We start from the raw sequence: 25,071 nt of genomic DNA on the forward strand, positions 1-25,071 counted from the left end.
TGGGAATCAATAGAATATGTTAAAATAAAAATAGTTTACAAGTAGAGGAGATTTTTTATGAGACAACGAGGATTTGAGATCATTTCTGATTATCAAGATAAAGGAATTACAATTCCCCAACGGGCAACAAAAGGAGCTGCAGGATATGACTTTGAAGCAGCTGAAACAGTGACTGTACCAAGTATTTGGAAATTACAAGCACAAGGAACTGAGCCCAAACCAGTTTTAATAAAGACTGGAATTAAAGCTTACATGCCCGAAAATGAATATTTAGAATTAGTAAGTCGGTCATCAAATCCCTTAAAACGCTTTTTAATGTTAGCGAATGGTGTGGGTGTGATCGATCGTGATTACTATAATAACGATGGAAACGAAGGACATATCATGTTCCAATTTTTAAATTTTGGTTATGAAGATATGGTAATTGAAAAAGGTGAACGAATCGGACAAGGGATCTTTAAACCTTTTCTGCTAGCCGATGAAGATACAGTTGAAAATGAACGAACAGGCGGATTTGGATCTTCTGGAAATAAATAAGAGACATATGCTGTAGAAACGTTTTTTTCAGTGGCTGGTCTTAGTGTAAGAAACGTATGTATGATAAAATAAAGCAATAGATTGAAACGAGGGGATGACGCATGGCTAAAAAAGCAAAAGTTCAATTTGAATGTCAAACTTGCGGGTACATTTCCCCAAAATACTTAGGTCGCTGTCCAAATTGCGGTCAATGGAATACGATGACAGAAGAAATTATTCAAGATACATCTGACCGTAGAGCTAGAGTATCTTTAACAGGTAAAAAAACACAACCACAACGTCTAGCAGAAATTGTTCCCAAAAAAGAGCCTCGGGTTAAAACGAAATTGGTAGAGTTAAATCGAGTATTGGGCGGCGGTGTGGTACCTGGATCACTTGTGTTGATTGGCGGGGATCCCGGTATTGGTAAATCAACCTTACTTTTACAAGTCTCTCAACAGTTAGCTGAAATTGGCGGAAAAGTGCTGTATGTTTCTGGAGAAGAAAGTGCAGAGCAGATAAAAATGCGGGCAGAGCGCTTAAGTTCAGCGGATACAGAGTTTTATTTATACGCTGAAACGGACATGAATGAAATTTCCCGGGCAATTGAAAAACTCGAACCGGATTATGTCATTATTGACTCGATTCAAACAATGACCCAACCGGATGTTACCAGTGTTGCCGGAAGTGTTAGCCAAGTACGGGAAACAACAGCTGAATTACTAAAAATTGCTAAAACCAATGGGATTGCGATTTTCATTGTTGGTCACGTGACCAAAGAGGGCTCAATTGCTGGTCCCCGTATGCTGGAACATATGGTAGATACTGTTTTATATTTTGAAGGAGACAAGCACCATACCTTCAGGATTTTAAGAGCAGTAAAAAACCGTTTTGGTTCAACAAATGAGATTGGGATTTTTGAAATGCGGGAGCATGGATTAGAAGAAGTAGCAAATCCTTCTCAAGTATTTTTAGAAGAACGATTAGCGGATGCAACTGGTTCAGCGATTGTTGTGGCAATGGAAGGAACGCGTCCGATTTTAGTTGAAGTACAAGCCTTAGTTACACCAACTATGTTTGGTAATGCTAAGCGCACTACAACTGGATTGGACTTTAACCGAGTTTCCTTAATTATGGCGGTTTTAGAAAAGCGAGCAGGATTATTGCTGCAAAATCAAGATGCTTATTTAAAAGCAGCTGGCGGTGTGAAAATAAATGAGCCGGCAATTGATTTAGCGGTTGCAGTTAGTATCGCCTCCAGCTATAAAGAAAACGGGACAAAACCAACTGAGTGTTTTATTGGAGAAATTGGTTTGACAGGCGAAATACGTCGAGTAAATAGTATTGAACAACGTGTCCGTGAAGCACAAAAATTAGGTTTTACCAAAGTTTATTTACCAAAGAATAATTTAGGCGGCTGGACACCTCCAGAAGGAATTGAGATTGTCGGTGTTGCTACAATCGGAGAAACATTAAGAAAAGTATTTAAATAGAATAAGGAGTAGAAGTTGCACTATTTTTTCAGCAATTTTACTCCTTGTTCTTCAAAATAAGAATGATTATATTGGAGGATGAATCTATGCAGAAACGTGTCATCACATTACTGATGATCGTTGTTGGCGCAAGTTTAGGTATCTCGTTATTACCGATGGCTTGGGAAATGGCGAAACAAGCAGATAATACATGGCTGAACAATAACTTTACTAACAGTTTGATTGGTGCACTTATTTTCTTTATTTTATCGTTAGGGTTAGCTAAGTATATTGTTTCAGGAGTAAAAAAATTAGAAACAGCATTGAATGAATTGAGTTTAACTTATCTTTTATTCGGGAGTGTCGGCGCGATTATCGGACTGATTATTGGCGCGATTATCTCAATCCCAATGTATAACCTAAACATCCCCTTTGTAAATAGCGTATTGCCGATTTTAGTGATGATCATTTTTGGTTATCTTGGCTTTCGTATGGGGACTACTAGAATTGACGAATGGCGTAAAATTTTCACAGCTAAGCCTAAGAAATTGCCTGCTGAAAATGAAGGGCAAGTTTTGGAACGCAAAGTGGAAGATCGTTTCCATAAATACAAAATTTTAGATACAAGCGTTATTATTGATGGTCGAATTTATGATATTGCTAAGACTGGTTTTTTAGAAGGAGTTATTTTAATTCCTAACTTTGTTTTGTATGAGTTGCAGTATATTGCTGATTCTGGTGATAGTCTAAAACGTGTTCGTGGACGTCGCGGACTGGATATTTTAAACGCTCTGCAAAAAGAAGATGGCATCTCTGTGGAAATGTATGATGGAGACTTTGAAGATATTTCCGAAGTGGATAGTAAATTAATTAAATTAGCGAAGCTCTTAGATGGTGTTGTGGTGACTAATGACTATAACTTGAATAAAGTTTCTGAGTTCCAAAATGTCCCTGTTTTAAATATTAATGCTTTAGCAAACGCAGTAAAACCTGTAGTGATTCCTGGTGAAACAATGAATGTGATGGTGGTTAAAGCTGGTACTGAGCGTCAGCAAGGTGTAGCTTACTTGGACGATGGCACGATGGTTGTTGTGGAAGATGGTCAACATTATATGAATGAACATATACAAGTCGTTGTTACTAGTGCATTACAGACGGCAGCAGGACGTATGATTTTTGCGAAACCAGCACATTCTGGTCGTGGTATTGATGATAGTAAAGAAGATCAAAAATCCAATGAGAAGAGCTAAAGATCAAAACGCAGCGTCAGATTATGAAGTTATTTTATTAGCTGCCGGACAAGGGAAACGTATGAGAGCCAGCCGTAATAAAATTTTGCTTCACTTAATGGGGAAACCTGTTATTTCATATTCGTTAAATACCTTTTTGAATGATCCGGCATGTAAACATATCATTTTAGTTACACAAGCAGATGAACAGGATTTATTGAAAGATACAGTTAGAAAAGAAAAAAAACGCAGACATTCTCCTATAACGATTGTTTCAGGTGGATATGAGCGTCAAGATAGTGTTTATAATGGATTGAAGGCAATGCATGATCTAAAAAATGTAGTCATGGTTCATGATGGAGCCAGACCGTTTGTCACACTTTTACAGCTAAAAATGCTTCATCGTAAAGTTCAAGAAACAAGATCAGCAATTCTAGGCGTTCCTGTTAAAGATACGATTAAAAAAGTCGTTGATGGAATAGTAAAAGAGACAGTTCCACGTGAAACATTATGGCAAATTCAAACACCGCAAGCCTTTTATGGTGAGGACCTATTAGCAGTTCATGAGTGTGCGCAGCAAGCTGGTTATTTAGGAACGGATGATGCATCATTGATTGAAAAATATAGCAATCTCCCTGTTTCAATGGTCTTAGGAAGTTATGAGAATATTAAATTAACAACACCGGAAGATATGCTGATTGGTGAAGCAATTGTGAAACGAAAAAGAAGTTAGGTGAAAAAATGATACGAATTGGGCAAGGATTTGACGTTCATCAGCTAGTTGCTGGGCGCAAATTAATTATTGGCGGAGTAGAGCTGCCTTTTGAAAAAGGGTTGCTAGGACATTCAGATGCTGATGTGTTGCTCCATGCGATTACAGATGCACTTTTAGGTGCTGCCGGACTTGGCGATATTGGTCACTTATTTCCTGACACAGCACCAGAGTTTAAGGATGCCGATTCAATTGAATTATTACGTGTGGCAAATCAAAAAGTTTTGTCTCATGGCTTTACTATTGGCAATATTGATTGTACAATTCTAGCAGAACAACCAAAAATGAAACCATATCTGGAACAGATGAAAAATAACATCGCAAAAGCTTGTCAGATAGAGACAAGTCAAATTAATTTAAAAGCAACAACGATGGAAAAAATGGGTTTTATTGGTCATGAAGAAGGAATGGGAGCGATCGCGGTCGCTTTACTTGATAAATAGAAAGAGGAATGCACAATGACAAAAGTACGTGTACGTTATGCACCAAGTCCAACTGGACATTTACACATTGGAAATGCAAGAACAGCTTTATTTAATTATCTATTCGCCCGTCATAATGATGGAGAATTTATCATTCGTATTGAGGATACCGATCAAAAAAGAAATATTGAAGATGGCGAAAAAAGCCAATTAGAAAACCTAGCTTGGTTAGGTATGGACTGGGATGAATCACCAGAAAAACCAGGTGAGTATGGTCCTTACCGTCAATCAGAACGCGGCGAAATTTATCAACCACTAATCGACCAACTTTTAGTAGGCAACCGTGCGTATAAATGTTATTGTACGGAAGAAGAATTAGAAGCTGAAAGAGAAGCACAACGAGCTCGCGGCGAAATGCCTCATTACTCTGGTAAATGTGCGGATTTGACACCTTCTGAACAAGCTGAAAAAGAAGCTCAAGGTCTTGAACCTGTTATTCGTTTCCGCGTACCGAAAAATACATCTTATACTTTTGATGATATCGTTAAAGGCGAAATTGTTTTTGAAACAGATAACATCGGCGGCGACTTCGTTATTCAAAAACGTGATGGCATGCCAACATATAACTTCGCAGTTGCTGTAGACGATCATATGATGAAAATCACTCATGTTTTACGTGGTGACGATCACATTGCGAATACACCAAAACAGTTAATGATTTATGAAGCGTTCGGCTGGAAAGCACCAGAGTTTGGACACATGACTTTAATTATTAATTCTGAAACTGGAAAAAAACTAAGTAAACGTGATGAATCTATTTTACAATTTATCGAACAATATCGTGAGTTAGGTTACTTACCAGAAGCGATGTTTAACTTTACTGCATTACTTGGCTGGTCACCAGTTGGCGAAGAAGAGATCTTCTCACAAGAAGAATTAATTAAAATCTTTGATCCAGAGCGTCTAAGCAAATCACCAGCAGCTTTTGACGGTAAAAAACTAGAATGGGTTAACAATCAATACATGAAAGAGCTGAACATTGATGTCTTAACGGATATGTGTTTACCTTATCTGGTAGCTGAAGGAAAAATCGAAGTACAACCAGACTCAGCAAAACTTGAATGGTTGAAAAAAGTAGTAAGCTTATACCAACCACAAATGAGTTATGCAGCTGAAATCGTTGATTTATCTGAACTGTTCTTCAATGAACACCCAGTTTTGGATGATGCAGCGAAAGAAGTTTTATCAGGTGAAACAGTTCCAACAGTTTTAGCGGCGTTCAAAGCACAATTAGAAGCGATGGATGTTGTGAATGTTGAAAATATCAAAGCTGGTATTAAAGCTGTTCAAAAAGAAACTGGTGTAAAAGGCAAAAACTTATTTATGCCAATTCGTGTAGCTGTTTCAGGTCAAATGCATGGACCAGAGTTAGGCGATACAATTGAATTATTAGGAAAAGAAAAAGCCTTAGATCACTTAAATAAAGTCTTATAATTATAAATATATTGAAAAGAAGAAGTAAAAGAGTGCTTGTCTTCAGAGAGACTGTGGTTGGTGTAAACAGTCGGCAATACTTTTTGAAATGCATCTTTGAATAGTTTCAGCGATACGTAGTTGAAAACGGCCAACAACCGTTATCTGTTTTGAGGCAGGGAAACCTGTGAAAAAAAGTGGAACCACGTGAAAGCGTCTTTTAAACGGAGTTATTTCGTTTAAAAGATGCTTTTTTATTTTAAGTACAGGTAAAAATTAATAGATGAAAGGAAAAGAACTATGGGATGGTTAAAAAAAGCAGTCCAAGCGGTCAAAGTAAATGATCCTGCGGCACGATCAACATTAGAAGCCTTACTTACCTATCCAGGTGTACATGCGTTGTTTTGGCATCGCTTTTCGCATTTTTTATATCGGCACCGTCTGTTTTTATTAGCGAAAATACACGCGCAGTTTTGGCGGTTTTTGACAGGAATAGAAATTCATCCTGGTGCAAAAATAGCTTCTGGTGTTTTTATCGATCATGGCATGGGAATTGTGATTGGACAGACTGCAGAAATTGAAGAAGATGTAGTGTTGTTTCATGGTGTCACATTAGGAGGAACTGGGAAAGATACGGGCAAACGGCATCCAACGGTGAAAAAAGGTGCAATGATTCATGCACATGCTCAGATTTTAGGCCCAGTAATTATTGGAGAACGAGCAAAAATTGGTGCTGCAGCGGTTGTTTTGACGGACATTCCTGATGATGCAACAGCGGTCGGTGTACCTGCAAAAGTAGTAAGAATAAAGGGAAAGAAATTGGGGGAGAGATATGATTCAAATTTATAATACTTTGACGAGAGAAAAAGAAACATTTAAACCAATAGAAGAAGGAAAAGTCCGTATGTATGTCTGCGGACCAACTGTTTATAACTATATTCATATTGGGAATGCCCGTAGTTCAATAGCTTTTGATACAATTAGAAGATATTTGGAATATCGTGGCTATGATGTGAATTATGTTTCAAATTTTACTGATGTTGATGATAAAATTATTCGTACAGCAAAAGAATTAGGCATTACAGCTCCAGAAGTAGCGGATCGTTTTATCCAAGCGTTTGAAGAAGATACAAATGCATTAAATATCATGCCAGCGACAAGCAATCCTCGTGTCATGGATCATATGCCTGATATTCTGACATTTATTCAAGCTTTAGTTGATGCAGGCTATGCCTATGAATCAAAAGGTGATGTATATTATCGTACGAGAAAATTTGAAGGTTATGGTAAATTGAGCCATCAATCAATTGACGAATTAGAAATTGGCGCAAGTCAGCGTACGGGAGAAGAACTGGCACTTAAGGAAGATCCATTAGATTTTGCTTTATGGAAAGCTGCTAAAGCAGACGAAATTTCTTGGGATTCTCCTTGGGGAGCGGGACGACCAGGCTGGCATATCGAATGTTCAGTCATGGCAACAAAACATTTAGGTGACACAATTGACATTCATGGCGGTGGTCAGGACTTAGAGTTTCCTCATCATGAAAATGAAATCGCACAGAGTGAAGCAAAAACAGGTAAAACTTTTGCTAATTACTGGATGCATAATGGCTATGTCACAATTGGTGAAGACGATGAAAAAATGAGTAAATCTTTGGGTAATTTCATAACTGTTCATGAAATGGTTCAGCAGATTGATCCGCAAATATTGCGCTTTTTCATGGCAACTACTCAGTATCGTCGTCCAATTCGCTACAGTGAAGCAACAATGAAAGATGCTGGTGTAAATTTACAAAAACTAAAAACGGCTTTTGAGAACTTATCATTTAGAAAAGCTTCTGCAGTGGCAAACCTTAAAGAAGATCAAGAAAAATTACAACAATTAGAAGCCTTAGAGGTACGTTTTACAACAGAAATGGATGATGATTTTAACGCAGCAAATGGTATTACAGTTGTTTATGAGTTAGCTAAATGGCTGAATCAATATAGTGAACAAGAGGCTGTTTCAACGGTTGTCATTGAAGCTACGTTAGCAAAATTTACGCAATGGATGAGTATTTTTGGGATTTTCTTTTTATCAGATGAATTACTGGATGATGATATTGATCAATTAATCGAAGAGCGGAATCAGGCGCGTAAAGATCGTAATTTTGCCCGTAGTGATGAAATTCGTGATTTATTGAAAGACAAAGGCATTACGCTGGAAGATACGGCACAAGGCACAAGATGGAGAAGAAGTGAATGAAAGATTATACGCAATTAAATGGTTTAGCATTAGCATATGTTGGTGATGCAATTTATGAAATTTATATCCGTGACTACTTAGTGGAACAAGGTCAAACGAAACCGAATACTCTGCACCGCATGGCAACGCACTATGTTTCAGCTAAAGCCCAAGCAGCTTTGATTCAAGCGATGCAAGAAGAGCAACTACTTACTGAAAGTGAAGAATTAATGTATAAACGCGGTCGCAATGCTAAAAGTCATACTTCCGCGAAAAATGCCGATATCACGACGTACCGCATTGCAACAGGTTTTGAATCGTTAATGGGCTATTTACATTTAACCAAACAGACAGAACGTTTGGAAGAATTGATTCAATGGTGTATAAAAAAAGTAGGTGAAGAAAATGAAAAATGAGAAAAAACGTCCATTTAAAGGGAATAAACCCAAAAGAAACCATCCATCAAAAAAAGAACCTGTTAAAAGAGAACGGGAAGTTACACAAGAATCGATTGAAGATAACTTTGTTTTCGGAAATCACGCAACCGTAGAAGCAATTCAACAAGGACGCGGTAATAAATTATTTCTCCAAGAAGACAGTAAAGGTGAGAAAGTTGAACATCTAAAATTGCTGGCTAAAGAACATGCTGTGCCAGTCAAGTGGGTGCCAAAACAAAAATTAGATACAATGACCGATCATGGTGTACATCAAGGGATCGTATTAGCGATTACAGCCTATGAATATTTATCATTGGAAGAATTACTCGATCAGACGAAAGAAAAGACTGAGACACCATTTTTCTTGATTCTAGATAGCTTGGAAGATCCCCATAACTTTGGTTCGATTTTAAGAACGGCGGATGCTACGGGCGTTGACGGGATTATTATTCCTAAACATCGTGCAGTAGGTATTACACCAGTGGTAACGAAAGCTTCAACGGGAGCGGTAGAATACATTCCGGTTGCTCGGGTGACAAATTTAGCTCAAAGTATCGGAACGTTAAAAGAAAATAATTTTTGGATTTTCGGAACTGATATGAAGGGGACGGATTATCGTCAGTGGAATACACAAGGTGCGATTGCATTGATTATCGGCAACGAAGGTCGGGGAATGAGCCAAGGATTGCATAAAGAAGTTGATGAACTATTAACTATACCAATGATTGGTCATGTTCAAAGTTTAAATGCTGGTGTAGCAGCAGGTTTGATGATGTATGAAGTTTACCGTGGACGAAATCCATTATAAGAAACTATTGTATAAGTTGGCTTGGTAAGAACCAAAAGAAGGTGGTGAAGCAAAATGAAAAAACAATTACTGATCGTTGATGGATATAACATGATTGGCTCTTGGCCGGAACTTGTTCAATTGAAGAATCAAAACAAACTTGAAGATGCTAGAGAAGCTCTACTACAACGTTTGTCTAACTATGCCAAATACGAAGGTCTAGAAGTGATTGTTGTTTTCGATGCTCAGCTCGTTCCAGGTATTCAGCAGACTTATAAGCGATATCGATTAACGGTAGTTTTCACCAAAGAAGATGAAACAGCAGATAGTTATATTGAACGAATTACGGGAGAAAAAAATGATCTCCTTACTCAAGTAACCGTTGCGACAAGTGATCTAGCAGAACAGTGGTTGGTCTTTTCCAAAGGTGCACTGCGAACTTCGGCTAATGAATTATATAAAAACATAAAAAAATCAGAACGCACAATAGCAATTCATGCTACAGACATTCATTTTCAAGATTTTCGACGAAATTCTCCTTGGAATTTAGAACAATTGTCAAAATTATCCGATAAATTGGAAGAATTATCAAAAAAGAAAAAATAATGATCGAATCAAATTTATTTTTCTAAAAGAACGTGATACGCTTTTTCCAAGCATTTTTGTCTAGTTTTAAATGCTTGGAAGGAGAAGAAGGTTGTTATGAATAAGTATGAAGATATTTTGACAGGAGATGTGGCGACATTTGATCGGATGTATCGGAAGTATTATCCGCTTGTGTACAAATTTCAAAAAAAATACTATCTAAGAGGGTTTGATCGGGAGGATTGGCTGCAGGAAGGCAGAATCATTTTTCATCGATCGTTAGAGAAATATGAAGATACACACAATGTTTCAATTGGAAAGTTCTTTAAGTTGAATTTTGAAAATCATATTCGTAGTTTGATAAGAAAACAATGTGCCGCTAAGCGAACAGTTGATATGCATTCAGTATCTTTAGATCAAAAATTGGAAGCACAGGGAGAATCTTTTTTTGATTATATTGGGACAGGAGACGGGGATGTATTAGAACAAATGATTATTCGGGAGAAGTTAGAGCAATTATCAATTATGTTGTCACCGTTTGAAAGAACCACTTTTCAAGAATATATAAATGGTAAAGAAATAGAGGAAATAGCTGAAGAAACAGAAAGTCGTGAGAAAGCTGTCAGAAGTGCCTATGATCGAGCAAAAAAGAAGTTAAAAACGATTATTTATGATTAAAATGAGAATATTCGATATTTTCACATTAAATAATTATTCTATTATAAATTATAAATAGTTGCATTTCATTTTCTGCTATGGTAAACTTGTAATCTTTATTGTTGTATGTTATGATGTAGTGTGAGGTGAATGCAATGCCAACAACTTTAGCGTCAATAAAGAAAGATCTAGAATGTCGTATCGGCAGCAAAATAACATTAGTTGCTCAAACCGGCAGAAAGCGTCAAACTGAACGTAAAGGTATTCTGACAGAAACATATCCATCTGTTTTCGTTGTAGATTTAGATCCGGATGAGAATTCATTTGAACGTGTGTCTTATAGTTATTCTGATGTATTAACACGCACTGTTGAAATTGAGTTTGTCGGCGAAGCAGTCTAAAGAAGTAGCAAAGTTCATAATTTCAAAAAAAGCAGAATGCTTTTTTGTTGTAGCCAAAAATTAATCTTTTTATAGAGTGGAATATTCCACTCTATTTTTTTGTGCTCAAATAGGTTAGTCAACTGTTTTCATCAATCCTTTTTTTTAGTAAAATAAATATATCTTCAAATATGCAAGTAGGGGTAAACAGATGAATTTTTTAATTATCGCATTAATGATATATTTTATAAAAGAGCTGTTGTCTGATTTATTTTCAATCTATCGATTGCAAGGATTTAGCAATTCATCTGAAAATTGGTACGCGTGGTCGTTATATGGATTTTCGAGTTTGTTTTATCTACTCACTTTATGCAAAAAAAATCCTGCTATAAAGGAAAGTTTGTTTAATTCAGATAGAGAAATTGTTGAATAGATTCTAGATTTATGAATTTAAGTATGATGGGCTAGATTAATTACTTTTGAACAAATCTATACTTCTCTAAAAACATATGTTAGAATTTAAAAGATTGTGAAGTTGTTTAGAGTTGTAGAGTTAGATAGGTGAATAAAATGGAAATCATAGAAAAAGCACCCGCAAAAATTAATTTGGGGTTGGATGCTCTCTATAAAAGACAAGACGGATTTCATGAGTTGGAAATGATTATGGCTAGTGTAGATTTAGCAGATAGATTAACTTTTGAACCGTTGTCAAAAAATGAAATAGTGATCGAAACGGACAGTTCTTTTTTACCAGTAGATAGAAGAAATCATGTCTATCAAGCGGCAGAATTGCTAAAAGATACGTTTGGTCTGACCCAAGGTGTCAAAATTAAGATAGAAAAAAGAATCCCAGTTGCAGCAGGATTAGCCGGCGGTAGTAGCGACTGTGCCGCTGCATTGCGCGGATTAAATAGATTATGGAACTTAGGTTTATCCTTAGAAGAGCTTGTAGAATTGGGCAGCAAAGTTGGATCAGATGTTCCTTACTGTGTTCATGGGGGGACAGCATTTGTGACTGGTCGCGGTGAAAAGATTGAGTTTTTACCACCAATGCCCCAATGTTGGGTTGTTTTAGTTAAGCCTAGGATGAGTGTTTCAACGAGTACTATTTTTGGTAGCTTATCATTTAATAGCATTGAGCACCCTGATATTGCCGGATTGAAGCAAGCTGTTGAAGCAAATGATTATAAGCTGATGACTGAAAAAGTTGGTAATGCCTTAGAAGGTGTAACAATTAAACGTCATCCCATTATTCAACAAATCAAGGATCGTATGACCAAATATGGAGCTGATGCAGCTTTAATGAGCGGCAGCGGTCCAACCGTATTTGCTTTATGCGAAAAGAAAACTCGTGCGCAAAGAATTTATAATGGTTTAAAAGGTTTTTGTGACGAAGTTTATGTAGTACGGACATTGAAATAAATGAAGCAGATGAAGAGTGATTGCATAGCTGATCTCTTCGTCTTTTTACTATAGAAGAAACAGAAATATTTCGTCTTTAATTTTTTCTCTTGACGAGACTCCAAGCTTCTGTTAAATTAGTTCTTGCGAGTAAATCGTAGACGTTACGATTTAAATAAGATAAATCGAAATGAGGAATTGAAAATGAGAAAAAATAGCTGGAAATATATTGTCGGCATGTTGCTAATGCTTGCGGTCTTTACCCTAACTGCTTGTGGACAGACGAAAGAAACGGAAAAAAGCGGAAAAGATGATACAATAAAAGTCGTAACTACCTTTTACCCAATGTATGATTTTGCTAAAAATGTGGTTGGTGATGCTGGCGATGTTGAATTGCTGATTCCAGCTGGAACTGAACCTCATGATTATGAGCCGAGTGCTAAAGATATTGCTAAAATCACAGATGCAGATGTCTTTGTTTATAATAGTGGGGAGCTAGAGACATGGGTTAAAGATGTCTTGGAGAATGTTGATGAAAACAAAGTTACAGTTGTTGAGGCAGCAGGATCAATTGATTTAATGGCGGGAGCAGAGCATGATGATGATGAAGAGGACGACCACGACGGTCATGATCATGATCACGAACTAGATCCTCATGTATGGTTAGATCCTGTTTTAGCACAAAAAGAAGTTGAAGCGATCCGCGATGCATTAGTTAAAAAATACCCGGAACAAAAAGAAGTTTTTGAAAAAAATAGTGCTGCGTATTTAGAAAAATTAGCGGAGTTAAATACAGAATTTAAAGAAGCTTTTGCGAATGCAGAAAATAAAACATTTGTGACACAACATGCGGCATTTGGTTATTTAGCTAAACAATACGGTTTAACACAAGAATCAATCGCAGGAATTTCTCCAGACCAAGAGCCTTCACCAAGTCGTTTGGCTGAATTGAAAAAATATATTGAAGATAATAATGTATCTGTGATTTACTTTGAAACATCAGCCTCTTCCAAAGTTGCCAAAACATTGGCGAAGGAAACGGGTGTCGAACTAGCAGTATTAAATCCGTTAGAAAGTTTGACTAAAAAAGAGCAAGAAGCTGGCGAAAATTATATTTCTGTGATGAAAGAAAATCTGGAAGCATTAAAGAAAAGTATTAAGTAAAAATTAACAGCTATTTATTAAGAAGGAGCAAAAGCGATGCATTATCTGGACGTTAAAGATCTTACATTTTATTACGATGATGAGCCAGTTTTAGAAGATGTTTCTTATCATGTTGATCCTGGAGAATTTGTAATTTTGACAGGTGAAAATGGTGCAGCAAAATCGACTCTAATCAAAAGCACACTTGGTTTATTGAAGCCAACTAAAGGAACCATTACAATTGCCAAAGAAAATAGCAATGGAGAAAAACTTAGTATTGGCTACATTCCTCAACAGGTAGCTTCATTTAATGCTGGTTTCCCAAGTACAGTAATCGAATTAGTTCGTTCTGGACGATTTCCCCGCAATCGCTGGTTCAAACCCTTAACAAAACGAGACCATCAGCACGTAGAAAAAGCTTTAAAAGCTGTAGGAATGTGGGAAATGCGGCATAAACGAATCGGTGAACTTTCAGGCGGGCAAAAACAGCGGATTAGTCTGGCGCGAATTTTTGCAACAGATCCAGATTTATTTATTTTGGATGAGCCAACAACAGGAATGGATGAAACATCCAGAAATGAATTTTACCGTCTTTTGAAGCATAATGCTCATGTCCATGGCAAAGCGATTTTGATGATTACCCATGACCATGAAGATATTAAATCTTATGCAGATCGACAAATTCGTTTAGTTCGGAAGGAGGACTCACAATGGAGATGCTTTCATATGAGTTCATAATTAGCAATAATTAAAGCAAAAACACTGTAATATAAGCGTTTCTATCAATCTTATTTTGTATAAATGAATTAAAAAAAAAGACCTACTGTTCTCACAAATGTTCCCAGTAGGTTTTTTGTAGTACAAATTTAAGTAAATAAATAGAGAACGAAAATATGTTAGCTCTAATGTTAATATCTATAACTTTTTTGAATCGATTTTCAAAGTGATGGCTGTTTGAGGGAGGAAATAGAAGTTTATATTACATAAAGAAATTAAATTATCAAGTTGTTAATGAAATGAATAATATATTGATAAAAATAAAACTCACATTGTGTTAAAATAAAAGTACAACTAATTATATAATGGAGGAGAGAGAAAAATGTCAGGAGATCGTATTAAATTATCATCACAGGAGTTACGTACCTCAGCAACAAAATATACAGATGGTTCAAATCAAGTTAATGATATTTTACAAAAATTACAAACAGAGCAAGATACAATTCAAGGGAACTGGGAAGGTTCTGGATTTGATAGCTTCAACGATCAATTTTCAGCACTCAAGCCGAAAGTTTCGGAGTTTGCAGAACTGTTGGATCAAATTAACAAGCAATTGAATCAAGTTGCTGAGATTATGGAAGAAACAGATCAAAATATTTCTTCAGCAATCGGTCGCGGATTATAAAAATTTAAAAAACTAGGGAGTATTTTAAACCTAGTTTTTTTAGTCTAGTACAAAATAATACGGAGGATTGCAATGAAAAAGAAAAAATGGTGGATTCTACTTTTTTTAGTAATTGTTTTTTTAGTAATTGCGATGGGTATAGGAGGGAAAATCCGAATGGATCAAAAAGAGTTGGATACGCGTATGTTAGAAGTTGTTAAAAGCGACGAAGCAAAAAAAGTGTTTGAAGAAGGATTAAAAAATTTAGATCCTAACGCTTTGACTCCTGATGGGATTATTCAAACGTATAAAACCGATTATAAGAGTGTGAAACATAATCCTATGGGTGGAATTATGTTTACCGTTTATATAAATGGAGATGAAGAGTTATATATTAAAGATTCTCTAAATAAATATGGTGAGTCACCTATTGAAGGTGGTGCTAGTGCTCTTTCTCCAAAGCTTAGTGAACTCTTGAAAGAGAGGGAAAAGAATGACTAATTATTATAATGATAAGGAGAGGAAAGAGATTGCTGAATTAGAATACAGTGATTTGACTATAGAGCAAGAGTTAAGAACTCAAAGTAAAGACAAAACAATAGGATATGTTTCACAAGTAAATGACAAAGCAACAGGAGAACAATCTTTTGTTGTCACAGATAAATATGTTTCACCTACAGCTCCTTTATCCGAACGTGAAAAAGTCAAAGAAGTAACCGTCTTGTACCGTGGTTCTACAGGCATAGATAAAACATTAGAACAGCCAGTAGACGTTTACCGCGATTGGTGGGTAAATGATGTTGACATGGCGCATAAAATTTTAACACCAAATCAAGGTCAGTCACCACAACTTAAATCCTCAGCAAGTACATTAAAAGAAGCAATGGGATTATATCCTAATGCACAAATATCTGTTTACGGTCATTCGTTAGGTTCAATGAATGCACAATATGCGTTAGCAGATATATCAAAAGATGATATTGGTCGTATATCAGGAGGCTATTTTTATCAAGGTCCCAATGTATACTCTACCTTGAATTCAGGTCAACAATCTATTGCAGATCAATTAACAGCATTGGGCTTGTTGTATAATTATGTAGACGATAAAGACTTAGTTCCAATTGGTTATGGCAAAGGGAAACTTGCTGTAGGACAAGTCATTCCAGTGAAATCCAAAAAGGTAAGTTTAATAGATCAACATATGTGGGGTGGATATGAATATGACAATTTTGGCAATGTGCTTCTTGATACCAAAGGCAATAAAGATGCAATAAAATTTGAAACGAAACAACGTATTGCAGGTCTTTCGAATTTGAAAAAGATCATGATGAAAAGTGGGGGCGGTTCGTTGTCTGGAGTGCAAGAGATTTTTTTAAACGCGATGGAGGCTAAAGCTATTACGACAGGCTTTCAACAAACAGTACAAAGTGAAATGAATGAGCTAAAAAAATGGTTTCAAACAGAAATTGATAATGCAAACGAATTATGGAAAACAAGTTGTTCCGATGCGGAAACTTTTGGTGAACATTTAACATATTCTGAAGAGTTAGAAGCATTGGCTGCTGGAAATGTAACCGAAGCGTCGATTGTATCAGAACCCGTTAATGAGTATGAAAAATCACTATCCGTGTTACAGTCGTCAGAAAGTGACCTTAAAACATTATTGAAAAATATTGAAGGTGCAATAGAAAAACAAGTTTCGGTAGATAAAGAATTAGCTAGTTACTTATTTTAAGGAGTTTGTCATGAATCAAGAATTGCAGAAAAAACGAGAACATGCCGAAGATACATACCGATCAAATCAACGACAGTTGGAGAATCATTTAGATGAGTTGAACGATGAACAGAGAGGATTTCAACGATACTTGGATAGTTTGGGAGATAAAATACAATATACTTCACAAAATTATGAAAATCCTGAACAAGATCGTCAATCAATGTATCATATTTTAGAAGAAATGCAAGATGATGCACAACAAATAATCAAGAGAGCAAAATTTATGCTAGATGAACAGGTAGAAGAAAATCAGCTTGCTTATACTGCGCAAATACGGTTATACGATGAGGAACAAGCAGACGAGGAGAAAAACACATGTTAGATAGCTTAGTAGATGGTGCTAAAGGACTTGTTGAGGGCGCAAAAGAAGAACTGTTAAATTTACGGAAAACCGCAGAAAAACAATTAATTCGTCTATGGGTAGCGAGCCAAAGTCATGCGACTTCAGAAAATAGGAAGAAGTTGACTAAAGAGCATAAAAAACAAAAAATAGAAACTCTAAAAAGTATTAGCAATGCGTATAAAAGTAGTTTCTCTTCTTCTGCTAAAGGTGAGTGGATAGAACAGGCGAAAAACGCAGTTGATACAGGAATTAAAAGCTTGGATAAATTATAAACTAACTTCCCCAAAAAAAGTCTGGAATTAAAAATCTAGACTTTTTTATTAGCATTCATGATTTAAGACATTCGCATACAAGTATGCTTGTTCATTTGGGAGAAAATCCAAAAATGATACAAGAGAGGTTAGGGCACGCAAATATAGAAATGACGTTAGGAACATATTCTCATTTATACCCAAAACAAGATTTAGATCTTGTGAAAAAAGTAGATCAAATAAATTAGTAATAATTTATCCTTGACTAGCATTTTTTATTCTGCTAAAGTATATCTTGCGTAATAAGTGTAACGTTTACGATTTGCGTTGCTTAATCGTAAAGAGATAAACTGTGATCTATTGTTCTCAAAAAAATAAGAGGCTTGAAAAGCCTTGTGTAATAGGGAGTTGAACGGTTTTGGAGATGCTTTCATACGAGTTCATGAGAAAAGCGTTTTTAGCAGCAACATTTATTTCAGTAATCGCACCGATGCTGGGCGTGTTTTTAGTCATTAGAAGACAATCACTAATGGCGGATACATTGTCACACGTTTCATTAGCTGGTGTCGCACTGGGCTTTTTCTTAAATTGGAATCCAGATATTATGACGTTAGTCGTGGTCATTATTGCAGCAATTATTTTGGAATATCTACGGATGATTTATAGTACTTATTCAGAAATCTCGATTGCCATTTTAATGTCTGGGGGATTGGCTTTAGCTTTAGTTTTAATGAACTTAAGCGGAGGAAATTCAGCGGCGAGTATTCAATCGTATTTATTTGGATCAATCGTCACGATTACATGGCAGCAAGTCATTATTTTAGCGGTTTTGTTCGTCATTTTAGTCGTTTTATTTTGTTTATTTAAACGTCCGATGTATGTTTTAACTTTTGATGAAGATACAGCACATGTGGACGGATTACCGATTCATTGGATGTCTATGATGTTTAATGTTATTACAGGTGTAGCAATTGCAGTGATGATTCCAATAGCTGGAGCATTGTTAATTTCAGCGATTATGGTATTGCCGGCTGCGATTGGCATGCGGATAGGTAAAGGATTTAACACGGTGATTATTATTAGCGTGATTATGGGATTAATTGGGATGTTAACTGGATTGACAGGTTCTTATTATTTAGAAACACCGCCAAGTGCTAGTATCACATTAATCTTTATTGGTTTATTTATCTTAGTCAGTATCTTCCGTAAGTTGATTATGACCATTCAGAGAAATAAGAAAATAAGCGCAAGAAATAGCTAAATTATCAGGTATTTTAAAGATGGAGCTAAGAGGAAAAACGAAAGTTTTTTCTCCTAGCTTCTTTTTTGTTTCTTAATTTGCGAACTATTTTTCATTTTTTTCAAAAAATGCTCGAATTTTTTTGTCAAACACCTTATAATAGGGAACGATAAGTAAAACGAAATACAGTTTCTGGACGTATTCATTGGCTTAACAATAAAATAGTAAATAATTAAAAGAAGAGGAGTGACGAATTTGAAGATTCGGAGAAGCGAACGATTGATTGATATGACGCAATATTTATTAGATCATCCGCATACATTGGTTTCATTAACCCATTTTGCGCAACGCTATAAATCAGCTAAGTCATCAATAAGTGAAGATTTAGCAATTGTTAAGAAAACATTTAAACAAAGAGGTACAGGAATTCTTGAAACAATTCCTGGCGCTGCTGGTGGGGTCAGATTTATCCCGGAAATGCCATTTGAGGAATCAAAAGAGTTGATCTTAGAACTTTGTGAACGTTTGTCAGAACAAGACCGCTTGTTGCCAGGAGGTTATGTTTACCTTTCTGATTTATTGGGGCAGCCGGATTTATTACGTCAAGTTGGTCGTATCATTGCTTCTAAATATCTTGGGGAGCAGATTGATGCAGTTATGACTGTGGCAACTAAAGGTGTACCGATTGCTCAAGCTGTTTCGTACTACTTGAATGTTCCTTTCGTTATTGTTCGTCGCGACTCAAAAATCACTGAAGGGTCAACTGTAAGTGTAAACTATGTTTCGGGTTCATCTGAGCGAATCGAAAAAATGGAGTTATCAAAACGCAGTCTAAAACGTGGTTCAAGAGTTTTAGTAGTGGATGACTTTATGAAAGGCGGCGGCACAGTTAACGGGATGAAGAGTCTGATCGAAGAATTCGAAGCAGAACTTGTCGGGATTACGGTTTTTGCTGAATCTAAATTTAATGGGCAACGTGCGATTGAAGACTATACGTCATTGCTTTATGTAAAAGACGTGGACACGCAAACCAAAACAATTAACGTGGTACCTGGAAATTATTTTGAGGAAGAATAATCAGGTTTAAATCTTTGACCTACAGGATAATTTAAAATAGTTCGTGAGTATGGCTAAGCAGCCGTACTCTTTTTTTGATAGTGAACTATACACATTTAAAATATGTAAGAAAAGTTGAAGAAAAAAGAATTTTTTGGTTAACGAAAACCTTATTTGGGTGTATAGTTAGTTTAAAAGGAAACACATTTAATCTTTTATAGAGAACAAGGTAAAAGTTTAAATGGAATAAATGAAAGAAGGCATTGTGATGGAAAAACAAGAAAAAGTACAAATTTTAAATGACATTGTAGCGATCAAATCAGTGAATGGCAACGAGAAAGAAGTAGCTGTGTATTTAAGCAAAGTGTTCAAAAAATATGGAATTGATTCTAGCTTATTAGAATATGACAAAGATCGTGATAGTCTGATTGTTGAAATCGGAACACCAAGCAGTGAAAAAGTGCTGGCTTTTTCTGGACATATGGATGTGGTATCGGCAGGGAATGAAGCTGATTGGACATCAGATCCGTTTAAACCAGAAATTCGTGACGGTAAAATGTATGGACGCGGCACATGTGATATGAAGAGTGGTTTAGCTGCGATGGTTATTGCGATGATTGAGCTGAAAGAACAAAATGCTGACTTAAATGGTCGTATTCGTTTATTAGCAACAGTTGGCGAAGAGATTGGTGAACTAGGTTCAGAGCAGTTAACCAAAGAAGGCTACGTGGATGATGTGACTGCAATGGTGATAGGTGAACCTACTGGCTATGCAGGAATTGTCTATGCTCACAAAGGTTCTATCAATTTTAAAGTAGATTCTGTTGGTAAAAATGCGCACAGTTCTATGCCGGAGCTAGGAGTAAACGCAATCGATCATCTAAACGATTTTTATACAAGAGCCAACCAGTTATTCCGCAGTGAAACACATACGGATGAAGTTTTAGGTGAGTTTATTTATAATGTAACGATGATTTCAGGTGGGGAACAAATTAACAGTATTCCTAGCGAAGCTAGTTTAGAAGGAAATATTCGGACTATCCCCGATTATGATAATGACCTAGTAATCAAAAAAATGAACGAATTAATCGATGAATTAAATCAAAAAGAATCTTATAAATTAACGCTAAGCATAGAAGCAAATAAAATTTCCGTTAAGAGTGAAAAAGATTCTGACATTGCAAAAATTGCTCAACAAGTAGCGAAAAAACAAGTGAACAAGGAGATTCCAATGGTTGGTATTTCTGGTACAACAGATGCAGCTGAGTTCACGAAAGGAAAAAAAGAATTTCCAGTAATTATTTTTGGACCAGGTAATATGACTCCTCATCAAGTGGATGAGTATATTGATATCGACAACTATTTAGAAATGATCGATATTTATAAAGAAATGGCGACAACTTATTTGGCTTGAGGATTGATAAAATCTAAATAAAAAGGGTTGGACATATTGAATTGTCCAACCCTTTACTTATATCCTACTTCGTATATTTTACATTCTGAATAAAATCGTTCAGTTCATCGGTACGTTCAATATTGTGGTTACATTTGTCACTATCGTAACAAATATAATTCCCACGTTTAGTATACAGTCCATCCCCTGATTCTTTAACCTTTGACATAAATAAAGAAACTTCTGATGTTTCATGACAAAGCGGACAAATGCCTTTTTGCGTTGTTGGAGAAATCGTCCCTTGAACCCCAACTAGCTGTCCATCAATAGAAGCGATGATAAATTTTTGCTGTTTGCCACTATCGTTCCAGCTATAAAAAGTATAGTCTCTTAAATCCATCGTGTCCCAATCAGGAATTTTCAGCTTTTTCGTTTTCTTGAACAGTTTTGTCAATTGTTGTTTTGAAGGCGGATCAAATGGAATTACCTCTTCTTTCAATACCTCTAAAAATTGCTCAAGCCGTGGCTTAGATGTGGCTGCTTCTAAGAAACCATCCAGTAATGGCTGAATTTCAGCATTATTTTCCACAAACTGATTGTTAATTTTTTCCAAAACAATCGCCTGTAACGTTTTGATTGTCTGTTTATCGTTTACCGATAGATGAGCTTGTAACAAGATATGTCCTTGTTTTCTTATAAAATTAAATTGATAAGGTTGTATTTTTTTATTCATAGTGGATTTCCTCTCTATCAGTCGAATGATAAAGTGCTTTGCGCTAAGGAGATCCTTAAACAACCAAAGCACATTAGATGGTCAAACCTGACTGGGCTTTTGATTGAGATACGCAAGTTTGAAATAGTATCATATTATCACCCCCTTCAATTAATTCATGATCTAAAAACTCTTGTATTTTTACCTGTCAATTATTTTTTCTACTATATTAATATAAATTTTCCTTCATTATAACGCAAACACTCGAAATTATAAATTGGTATAGAAAAAAACGAATTGGTTCAGTTGAAAAAGCAGAAAGAGTAAGCTAAACTAAAACATGGCTTTAATTTAACTAGAAATGACTCATTGAAAATAAAACAATTAATTAGGAGTGGAGCAATTGGAAAATAGATATGTCATTATCCTCGCTGCAGGTAAAGGAACACGTATGAAGTCGAAACTATACAAGGTTCTTCATCCTGTTGCTGGAAAACCAATGGTGGAGCATATTATGGATCAAGTGGAAAAAACAAATTCAAGTGAAGTTGTCACAATTGTCGGTCATGGAGCCGAAGCGATCAAAAATCATTTAGGTGAACGCAGCCAGTATGCCTTACAAGAAGAACAATTAGGAACAGGGCATGCAGTTTTACAAGCTAAAACCCAATTAGAAGGAAAAAAAGGAACAACACTTGTCATCACTGGTGATACGCCACTTTTAACTGCAGAAACCTTAGCGAATCTTTTTGACTACCATCAAGGGAAAAATGCCAGTGCAACTATTTTAACTGCTCATGCAGAAGATCCTACGGGATATGGCCGGATTATTCGCGATCATGTAGGTATTGTTGAGAAAATCGTTGAACAAAAAGACGCATCCGATCAAGAAGCACGCGTGCAGGAAATCAATACAGGGACATTTTGTTTCGATAACGAAGAATTATTTAAGGCATTAGCTAAAATTAATACGAATAATGCACAGGGAGAATACTATTTAACAGATATTATCGAAATCCTGAAAAAAGAAGGTAAAACAGTTGCAGCATACCAAATGGCTGATTTTGAAGAAGCAATGGGCATCAATGATCGTGTAGCCTTAGCCGAAGCAAATAAAATCATGCATCGCCGTTTAAATAAGATGCATATGACTAATGGTGTGACATTTGTCGATCCTGAAACAACTTATATTAACGAAGGTGTTGTTATTGGTTCAGATACAGTACTTGAAGCTGGCGTTCATATCAAAGGAAAAACGGTTATTGGTGAAGATTGTTTCGTCGGTGCTCATTCTGAAATAGTGGATAGTATAATAGAAGATAATGTTAGAATCACTCAATCCGTTGTTGAACAAAGTATTGTCCGAAAAGATGCAGATATCGGTCCGTTTGCACATATTCGTCCAAATGCTGAAATTGGCGAGCGTGTTCATGTTGGGAATTTTGTAGAGATCAAAAATGCAACGATTGCTGAAGATACAAAAGTTGGTCATTTAACATATGTTGGTGATGCAGACTTAGGAAAAGAAATTAACGTTGGATGCGGTGTTGTCTTTGTAAATTATGATGGTAAAAACAAACACCGAACAACTGTAGGCGACCACGCTTTTATTGGATCTTCAACAAGCTTAATTGCGCCTGTAAAAGTTGCTGCTAATTCAGTAATCGCAGCTGGATCAACGATTACAGATGATGTAGCAGAATATGACTTGGCAATCGCTCGAGCTAGGCAAGTTAATAAAGAAGGCTATGGAAAAAATATGCCTTACATGAATGATAAATAAATAAGCAAAAAAGAAGAGGCTGAGACAAAAGCGTTTAGCTCCGAGAACCGGGTAGGTACTGTGCAACATCAACTCGGTTCTCGTTGTGTTTTACAGCAATAAGAAGGAATTCACGAAAATTGCTCTTCAAATTTTTGTGAATTTCAGCTTATTTCCGAAGCCTTCAATTCTTAGAGCTTTAGCTCTTAGAAATTGATGTGATCGGAACGAAGTGGAGTAGCTGCTTTTTTCTCGCCGTTTATTCGGGTCTAGTGAGTGAAACAAAACTGATTTTTAGTTTTGTCCCACTCACTTCTTTTTTTTGAATAATTAAATAGATTTTTGAAAAACCAGAAAAAATAATCGGTTATTTTTTGGGAAAATTCCAAAGAAGAAGTCAATTTTTAGTTTTTTTTTCACGAATAATTATTATTTTCTGTATTTTAGACAATCTCTACATTTTTTTATTACTTTAAATAAAATATAATTTAAAGTAAATATTTTTATTTCGTATGTTTTTAGCAAAAGTGTTGTAAATAAAACCTATAATGTATGATTAAAAGTTTCTCTAGCACTATAGAAAGAAGTTTATAAAATTATATTAAAGCAGATAAATATTAAGATTTTAGTCGTACATTTTTTGACTAATGAGTCGTGTTTTTAAGAATAAACATTATGTGATTAGTATTTATTTTAAGTTATAAAGTTACTATATTCACAATTAGTTTCTATTGTTTTAGCATGTTATAACCAAATAAAATAACAAAATTGTGATTCATTGTGAAATTATTATATAAATTTTTGATTTAAGAGACACATCTTTTTTTATCGATCGTTATTTCAAATTAAAAAGTTTTCAACTGTATAATCAAACGATTAAATTTAAAATTTATAACGTAAATATATTTATTTTTCTAAAAAGTTATATTTTATATTGGATTTTTAAAAAAATGAAGCGCTTTATCCGTATGGACTTTATGTTTTTAATATACTATTATGGGAAAACGGTAATACACTTAATCAACAAAAAGTCTAAAAATGAATTGCGCATTTTTCATAAAGTCATTTAATGAGATTCGCTGCGATTGAAATTTTTTACACAGAAAATTTACTAGCGATAGTCAATTTATGGATAGAAGAGAAATATTTTTTTAATATGAAATTTTTTTCTATCTATTATATGTTTCTGAGTAACGGATCTTTTTATTTAGTTGATGAGACTTTGAGTGAGTAGTATCGATTCAATTAACTTACATATAAGAAAAATAACTAATTCAATGTCTAAGCAAAAAAAGTGCATTACGGAAAACTATCTTTTTTCCATATTAACAAAAAACTTAAAGTTTAATATGAGAAATACTAAAAGACAGAACTAGAATTGGAGACTTCTAAAGATCAGGTGGTTCAATTGTTCATTTAACTGATCGAAATCATCCGTTCATATTTTTGTATCATTAATAGGAATAAACCCAGTATTTGAAGGGAGGGCTGCCAAAAGTAGCGAAAGATTATTTCTATTGAACACAAAGAAAGGAGAAATAAATGAATAGTAAAAAAAGAAAAAGCTGTGGATATTTACTGGGATTTCTTTGTTAGGTATGTTTTTAATATCTAGTGTTGTTTTCAGACAAGGGCTTTTGATACAAGTAGGATAAGCA

The 25,071-nt window shown here is 35.5% G+C and carries 27 protein-coding genes and 1 other annotated feature; of the genes, 26 read left to right on the forward strand and 1 reads right to left on the reverse strand.

Features of this window, described 5'->3' with window-relative positions; genetic code table 11:
* Positions 1 to 57: 57 nt before the first annotated feature.
* From C240_RS06705 to C240_RS06820, 25 genes are all read left to right on the forward strand, one after another.
* Positions 58 to 537: a dUTP diphosphatase gene (locus C240_RS06705; RefSeq protein WP_271493000.1), complete on the forward strand. Its 480-nt coding sequence runs from the start codon at positions 58 to 60 to the stop codon at positions 535 to 537.
* 101 nt (positions 538 to 638) lie between these two features.
* Entirely contained in the window at positions 639 to 2,009 is a 1,371-nt protein-coding gene (gene radA, locus C240_RS06710; protein WP_271493002.1) for a DNA repair protein RadA, read from the forward strand.
* Between the two features lie 86 nt (positions 2,010 to 2,095).
* Entirely contained in the window at positions 2,096 to 3,238 is a 1,143-nt protein-coding gene (locus C240_RS06715) for a PIN/TRAM domain-containing protein (RefSeq protein ID WP_271493005.1), read from the forward strand.
* Positions 3,225 to 3,950 (forward strand): 2-C-methyl-D-erythritol 4-phosphate cytidylyltransferase, encoded by a 726-nt coding sequence (gene ispD, locus C240_RS06720; protein ID WP_271493008.1) that lies wholly within the window; start codon positions 3,225 to 3,227, stop codon positions 3,948 to 3,950. The genes C240_RS06715 and ispD overlap by 14 nt, the downstream gene beginning before the upstream one ends.
* 8 nt (positions 3,951 to 3,958) lie before the next feature.
* On the forward strand, positions 3,959 to 4,432 hold the full coding sequence (gene ispF, locus C240_RS06725) for a 2-C-methyl-D-erythritol 2,4-cyclodiphosphate synthase (protein WP_271493011.1): 474 nt from the start codon (positions 3,959 to 3,961) through the stop codon (positions 4,430 to 4,432).
* Positions 4,433 to 4,447: 15 nt separating this feature from the next.
* A complete protein-coding gene (gene gltX / locus C240_RS06730; RefSeq protein ID WP_271493014.1) occupies positions 4,448 to 5,905 on the forward strand; it encodes a glutamate--tRNA ligase in 1,458 nt (485 codons plus the stop codon).
* 2 nt (positions 5,906 to 5,907) lie between these two features.
* Positions 5,908 to 6,108, forward strand: a binding site (T-box leader).
* Between the two features lie 76 nt (positions 6,109 to 6,184).
* Positions 6,185 to 6,733 (forward strand): serine O-acetyltransferase EpsC, encoded by a 549-nt coding sequence (gene epsC / locus C240_RS06735; protein WP_271493017.1) that lies wholly within the window; start codon positions 6,185 to 6,187, stop codon positions 6,731 to 6,733.
* Positions 6,717 to 8,129, forward strand: a complete 1,413-nt coding sequence (cysS, locus tag C240_RS06740) for a cysteine--tRNA ligase (protein ID WP_271493019.1) — start codon at positions 6,717 to 6,719, stop codon at positions 8,127 to 8,129. The genes epsC and cysS overlap by 17 nt, the downstream gene beginning before the upstream one ends.
* The gene (locus C240_RS06745; protein WP_271493021.1) at positions 8,126 to 8,524 is read left to right on the forward strand and encodes a Mini-ribonuclease 3; all 399 of its coding nucleotides are present in this window, start codon (positions 8,126 to 8,128) and stop codon (positions 8,522 to 8,524) included. Before cysS ends, C240_RS06745 begins: the two co-directional genes overlap by 4 nt.
* Positions 8,514 to 9,353, forward strand: coding sequence for a 23S rRNA (guanosine(2251)-2'-O)-methyltransferase RlmB (gene rlmB, locus C240_RS06750; protein ID WP_271493024.1), 840 nt, complete (start codon positions 8,514 to 8,516; stop codon positions 9,351 to 9,353). The genes C240_RS06745 and rlmB overlap by 11 nt, the downstream gene beginning before the upstream one ends.
* Before the next feature lie 54 nt (positions 9,354 to 9,407).
* The gene (locus C240_RS06755; protein WP_271493027.1) at positions 9,408 to 9,938 is read left to right on the forward strand and encodes an NYN domain-containing protein; all 531 of its coding nucleotides are present in this window, start codon (positions 9,408 to 9,410) and stop codon (positions 9,936 to 9,938) included.
* A gap of 96 nt (positions 9,939 to 10,034) precedes the next feature.
* Positions 10,035 to 10,595 carry a sigma-70 family RNA polymerase sigma factor gene (locus C240_RS06760; protein WP_271493032.1) on the forward strand — a complete coding sequence of 187 codons (561 nt, stop codon included), beginning with the start codon at positions 10,035 to 10,037 and terminating at the stop codon, positions 10,593 to 10,595.
* Positions 10,596 to 10,729: 134 nt separating this feature from the next.
* A complete protein-coding gene (locus tag C240_RS06765; protein ID WP_271493035.1) occupies positions 10,730 to 10,975 on the forward strand; it encodes a Veg family protein in 246 nt (81 codons plus the stop codon).
* Between the two features lie 549 nt (positions 10,976 to 11,524).
* Positions 11,525 to 12,376 (forward strand): 4-(cytidine 5'-diphospho)-2-C-methyl-D-erythritol kinase, encoded by an 852-nt coding sequence (ispE, locus tag C240_RS06770; RefSeq protein ID WP_271493038.1) that lies wholly within the window; start codon positions 11,525 to 11,527, stop codon positions 12,374 to 12,376.
* Positions 12,377 to 12,559: 183 nt separating this feature from the next.
* Complete coding sequence (locus C240_RS06775) at positions 12,560 to 13,519, forward strand: metal ABC transporter substrate-binding protein (RefSeq protein WP_271493041.1); 960 nt, start codon at positions 12,560 to 12,562, stop codon at positions 13,517 to 13,519.
* Between the two features lie 36 nt (positions 13,520 to 13,555).
* Positions 13,556 to 14,236 (forward strand): metal ABC transporter ATP-binding protein, encoded by a 681-nt coding sequence (locus tag C240_RS06780; protein WP_271493046.1) that lies wholly within the window; start codon positions 13,556 to 13,558, stop codon positions 14,234 to 14,236.
* A gap of 361 nt (positions 14,237 to 14,597) precedes the next feature.
* Positions 14,598 to 14,900 carry a WXG100 family type VII secretion target gene (locus C240_RS06785; RefSeq protein ID WP_271493049.1) on the forward strand — a complete coding sequence of 101 codons (303 nt, stop codon included), beginning with the start codon at positions 14,598 to 14,600 and terminating at the stop codon, positions 14,898 to 14,900.
* Between the two features lie 72 nt (positions 14,901 to 14,972).
* Entirely contained in the window at positions 14,973 to 15,380 is a 408-nt protein-coding gene (locus C240_RS06790) for a DUF1310 family protein (protein ID WP_271493052.1), read from the forward strand.
* Complete coding sequence (locus tag C240_RS06795) at positions 15,373 to 16,614, forward strand: hypothetical protein (RefSeq protein ID WP_271493055.1); 1,242 nt, start codon at positions 15,373 to 15,375, stop codon at positions 16,612 to 16,614. The genes C240_RS06790 and C240_RS06795 overlap by 8 nt, the downstream gene beginning before the upstream one ends.
* Positions 16,615 to 16,624: 10 nt before the next feature.
* Positions 16,625 to 16,978, forward strand: a complete 354-nt coding sequence (locus C240_RS06800) for a hypothetical protein (protein ID WP_271493058.1) — start codon at positions 16,625 to 16,627, stop codon at positions 16,976 to 16,978.
* Entirely contained in the window at positions 16,972 to 17,271 is a 300-nt protein-coding gene (locus C240_RS06805) for a hypothetical protein (RefSeq protein WP_271493062.1), read from the forward strand. Before C240_RS06800 ends, C240_RS06805 begins: the two co-directional genes overlap by 7 nt.
* A gap of 53 nt (positions 17,272 to 17,324) precedes the next feature.
* Positions 17,325 to 17,498: a tyrosine-type recombinase/integrase gene (locus tag C240_RS16320; protein WP_333908805.1), complete on the forward strand. Its 174-nt coding sequence runs from the start codon at positions 17,325 to 17,327 to the stop codon at positions 17,496 to 17,498.
* A gap of 176 nt (positions 17,499 to 17,674) precedes the next feature.
* Entirely contained in the window at positions 17,675 to 18,511 is an 837-nt protein-coding gene (locus C240_RS06810; RefSeq protein WP_271494187.1) for a metal ABC transporter permease, read from the forward strand.
* 234 nt (positions 18,512 to 18,745) lie between these two features.
* Positions 18,746 to 19,567 carry a pur operon repressor gene (gene purR / locus C240_RS06815; protein WP_271493064.1) on the forward strand — a complete coding sequence of 274 codons (822 nt, stop codon included), beginning with the start codon at positions 18,746 to 18,748 and terminating at the stop codon, positions 19,565 to 19,567.
* Positions 19,568 to 19,814: 247 nt separating this feature from the next.
* On the forward strand, positions 19,815 to 20,960 hold the full coding sequence (locus C240_RS06820; protein ID WP_271493067.1) for an ArgE/DapE family deacylase: 1,146 nt from the start codon (positions 19,815 to 19,817) through the stop codon (positions 20,958 to 20,960).
* A 64-nt stretch (positions 20,961 to 21,024) separates the two neighbouring features.
* On the opposite strand, the gene C240_RS06825 is transcribed toward C240_RS06820, so the two are convergent.
* Complete coding sequence (locus tag C240_RS06825; RefSeq protein ID WP_271493071.1) at positions 21,025 to 21,672, reverse strand: FusB/FusC family EF-G-binding protein; 648 nt, start codon at positions 21,670 to 21,672, stop codon at positions 21,025 to 21,027.
* A 382-nt stretch (positions 21,673 to 22,054) separates the two neighbouring features.
* Between C240_RS06825 and glmU the strand changes: the two genes are divergently transcribed.
* On the forward strand, positions 22,055 to 23,434 hold the full coding sequence (gene glmU / locus C240_RS06830; protein WP_271493074.1) for a bifunctional UDP-N-acetylglucosamine diphosphorylase/glucosamine-1-phosphate N-acetyltransferase GlmU: 1,380 nt from the start codon (positions 22,055 to 22,057) through the stop codon (positions 23,432 to 23,434).
* Positions 23,435 to 25,071 lie beyond the last annotated feature (1,637 nt).

It is taken from the genome of Enterococcus sp. 5H (assembly GCF_028128615.1).
Classification (GTDB): Bacteria; Bacillota; Bacilli; order Lactobacillales; family Enterococcaceae; genus Enterococcus_L.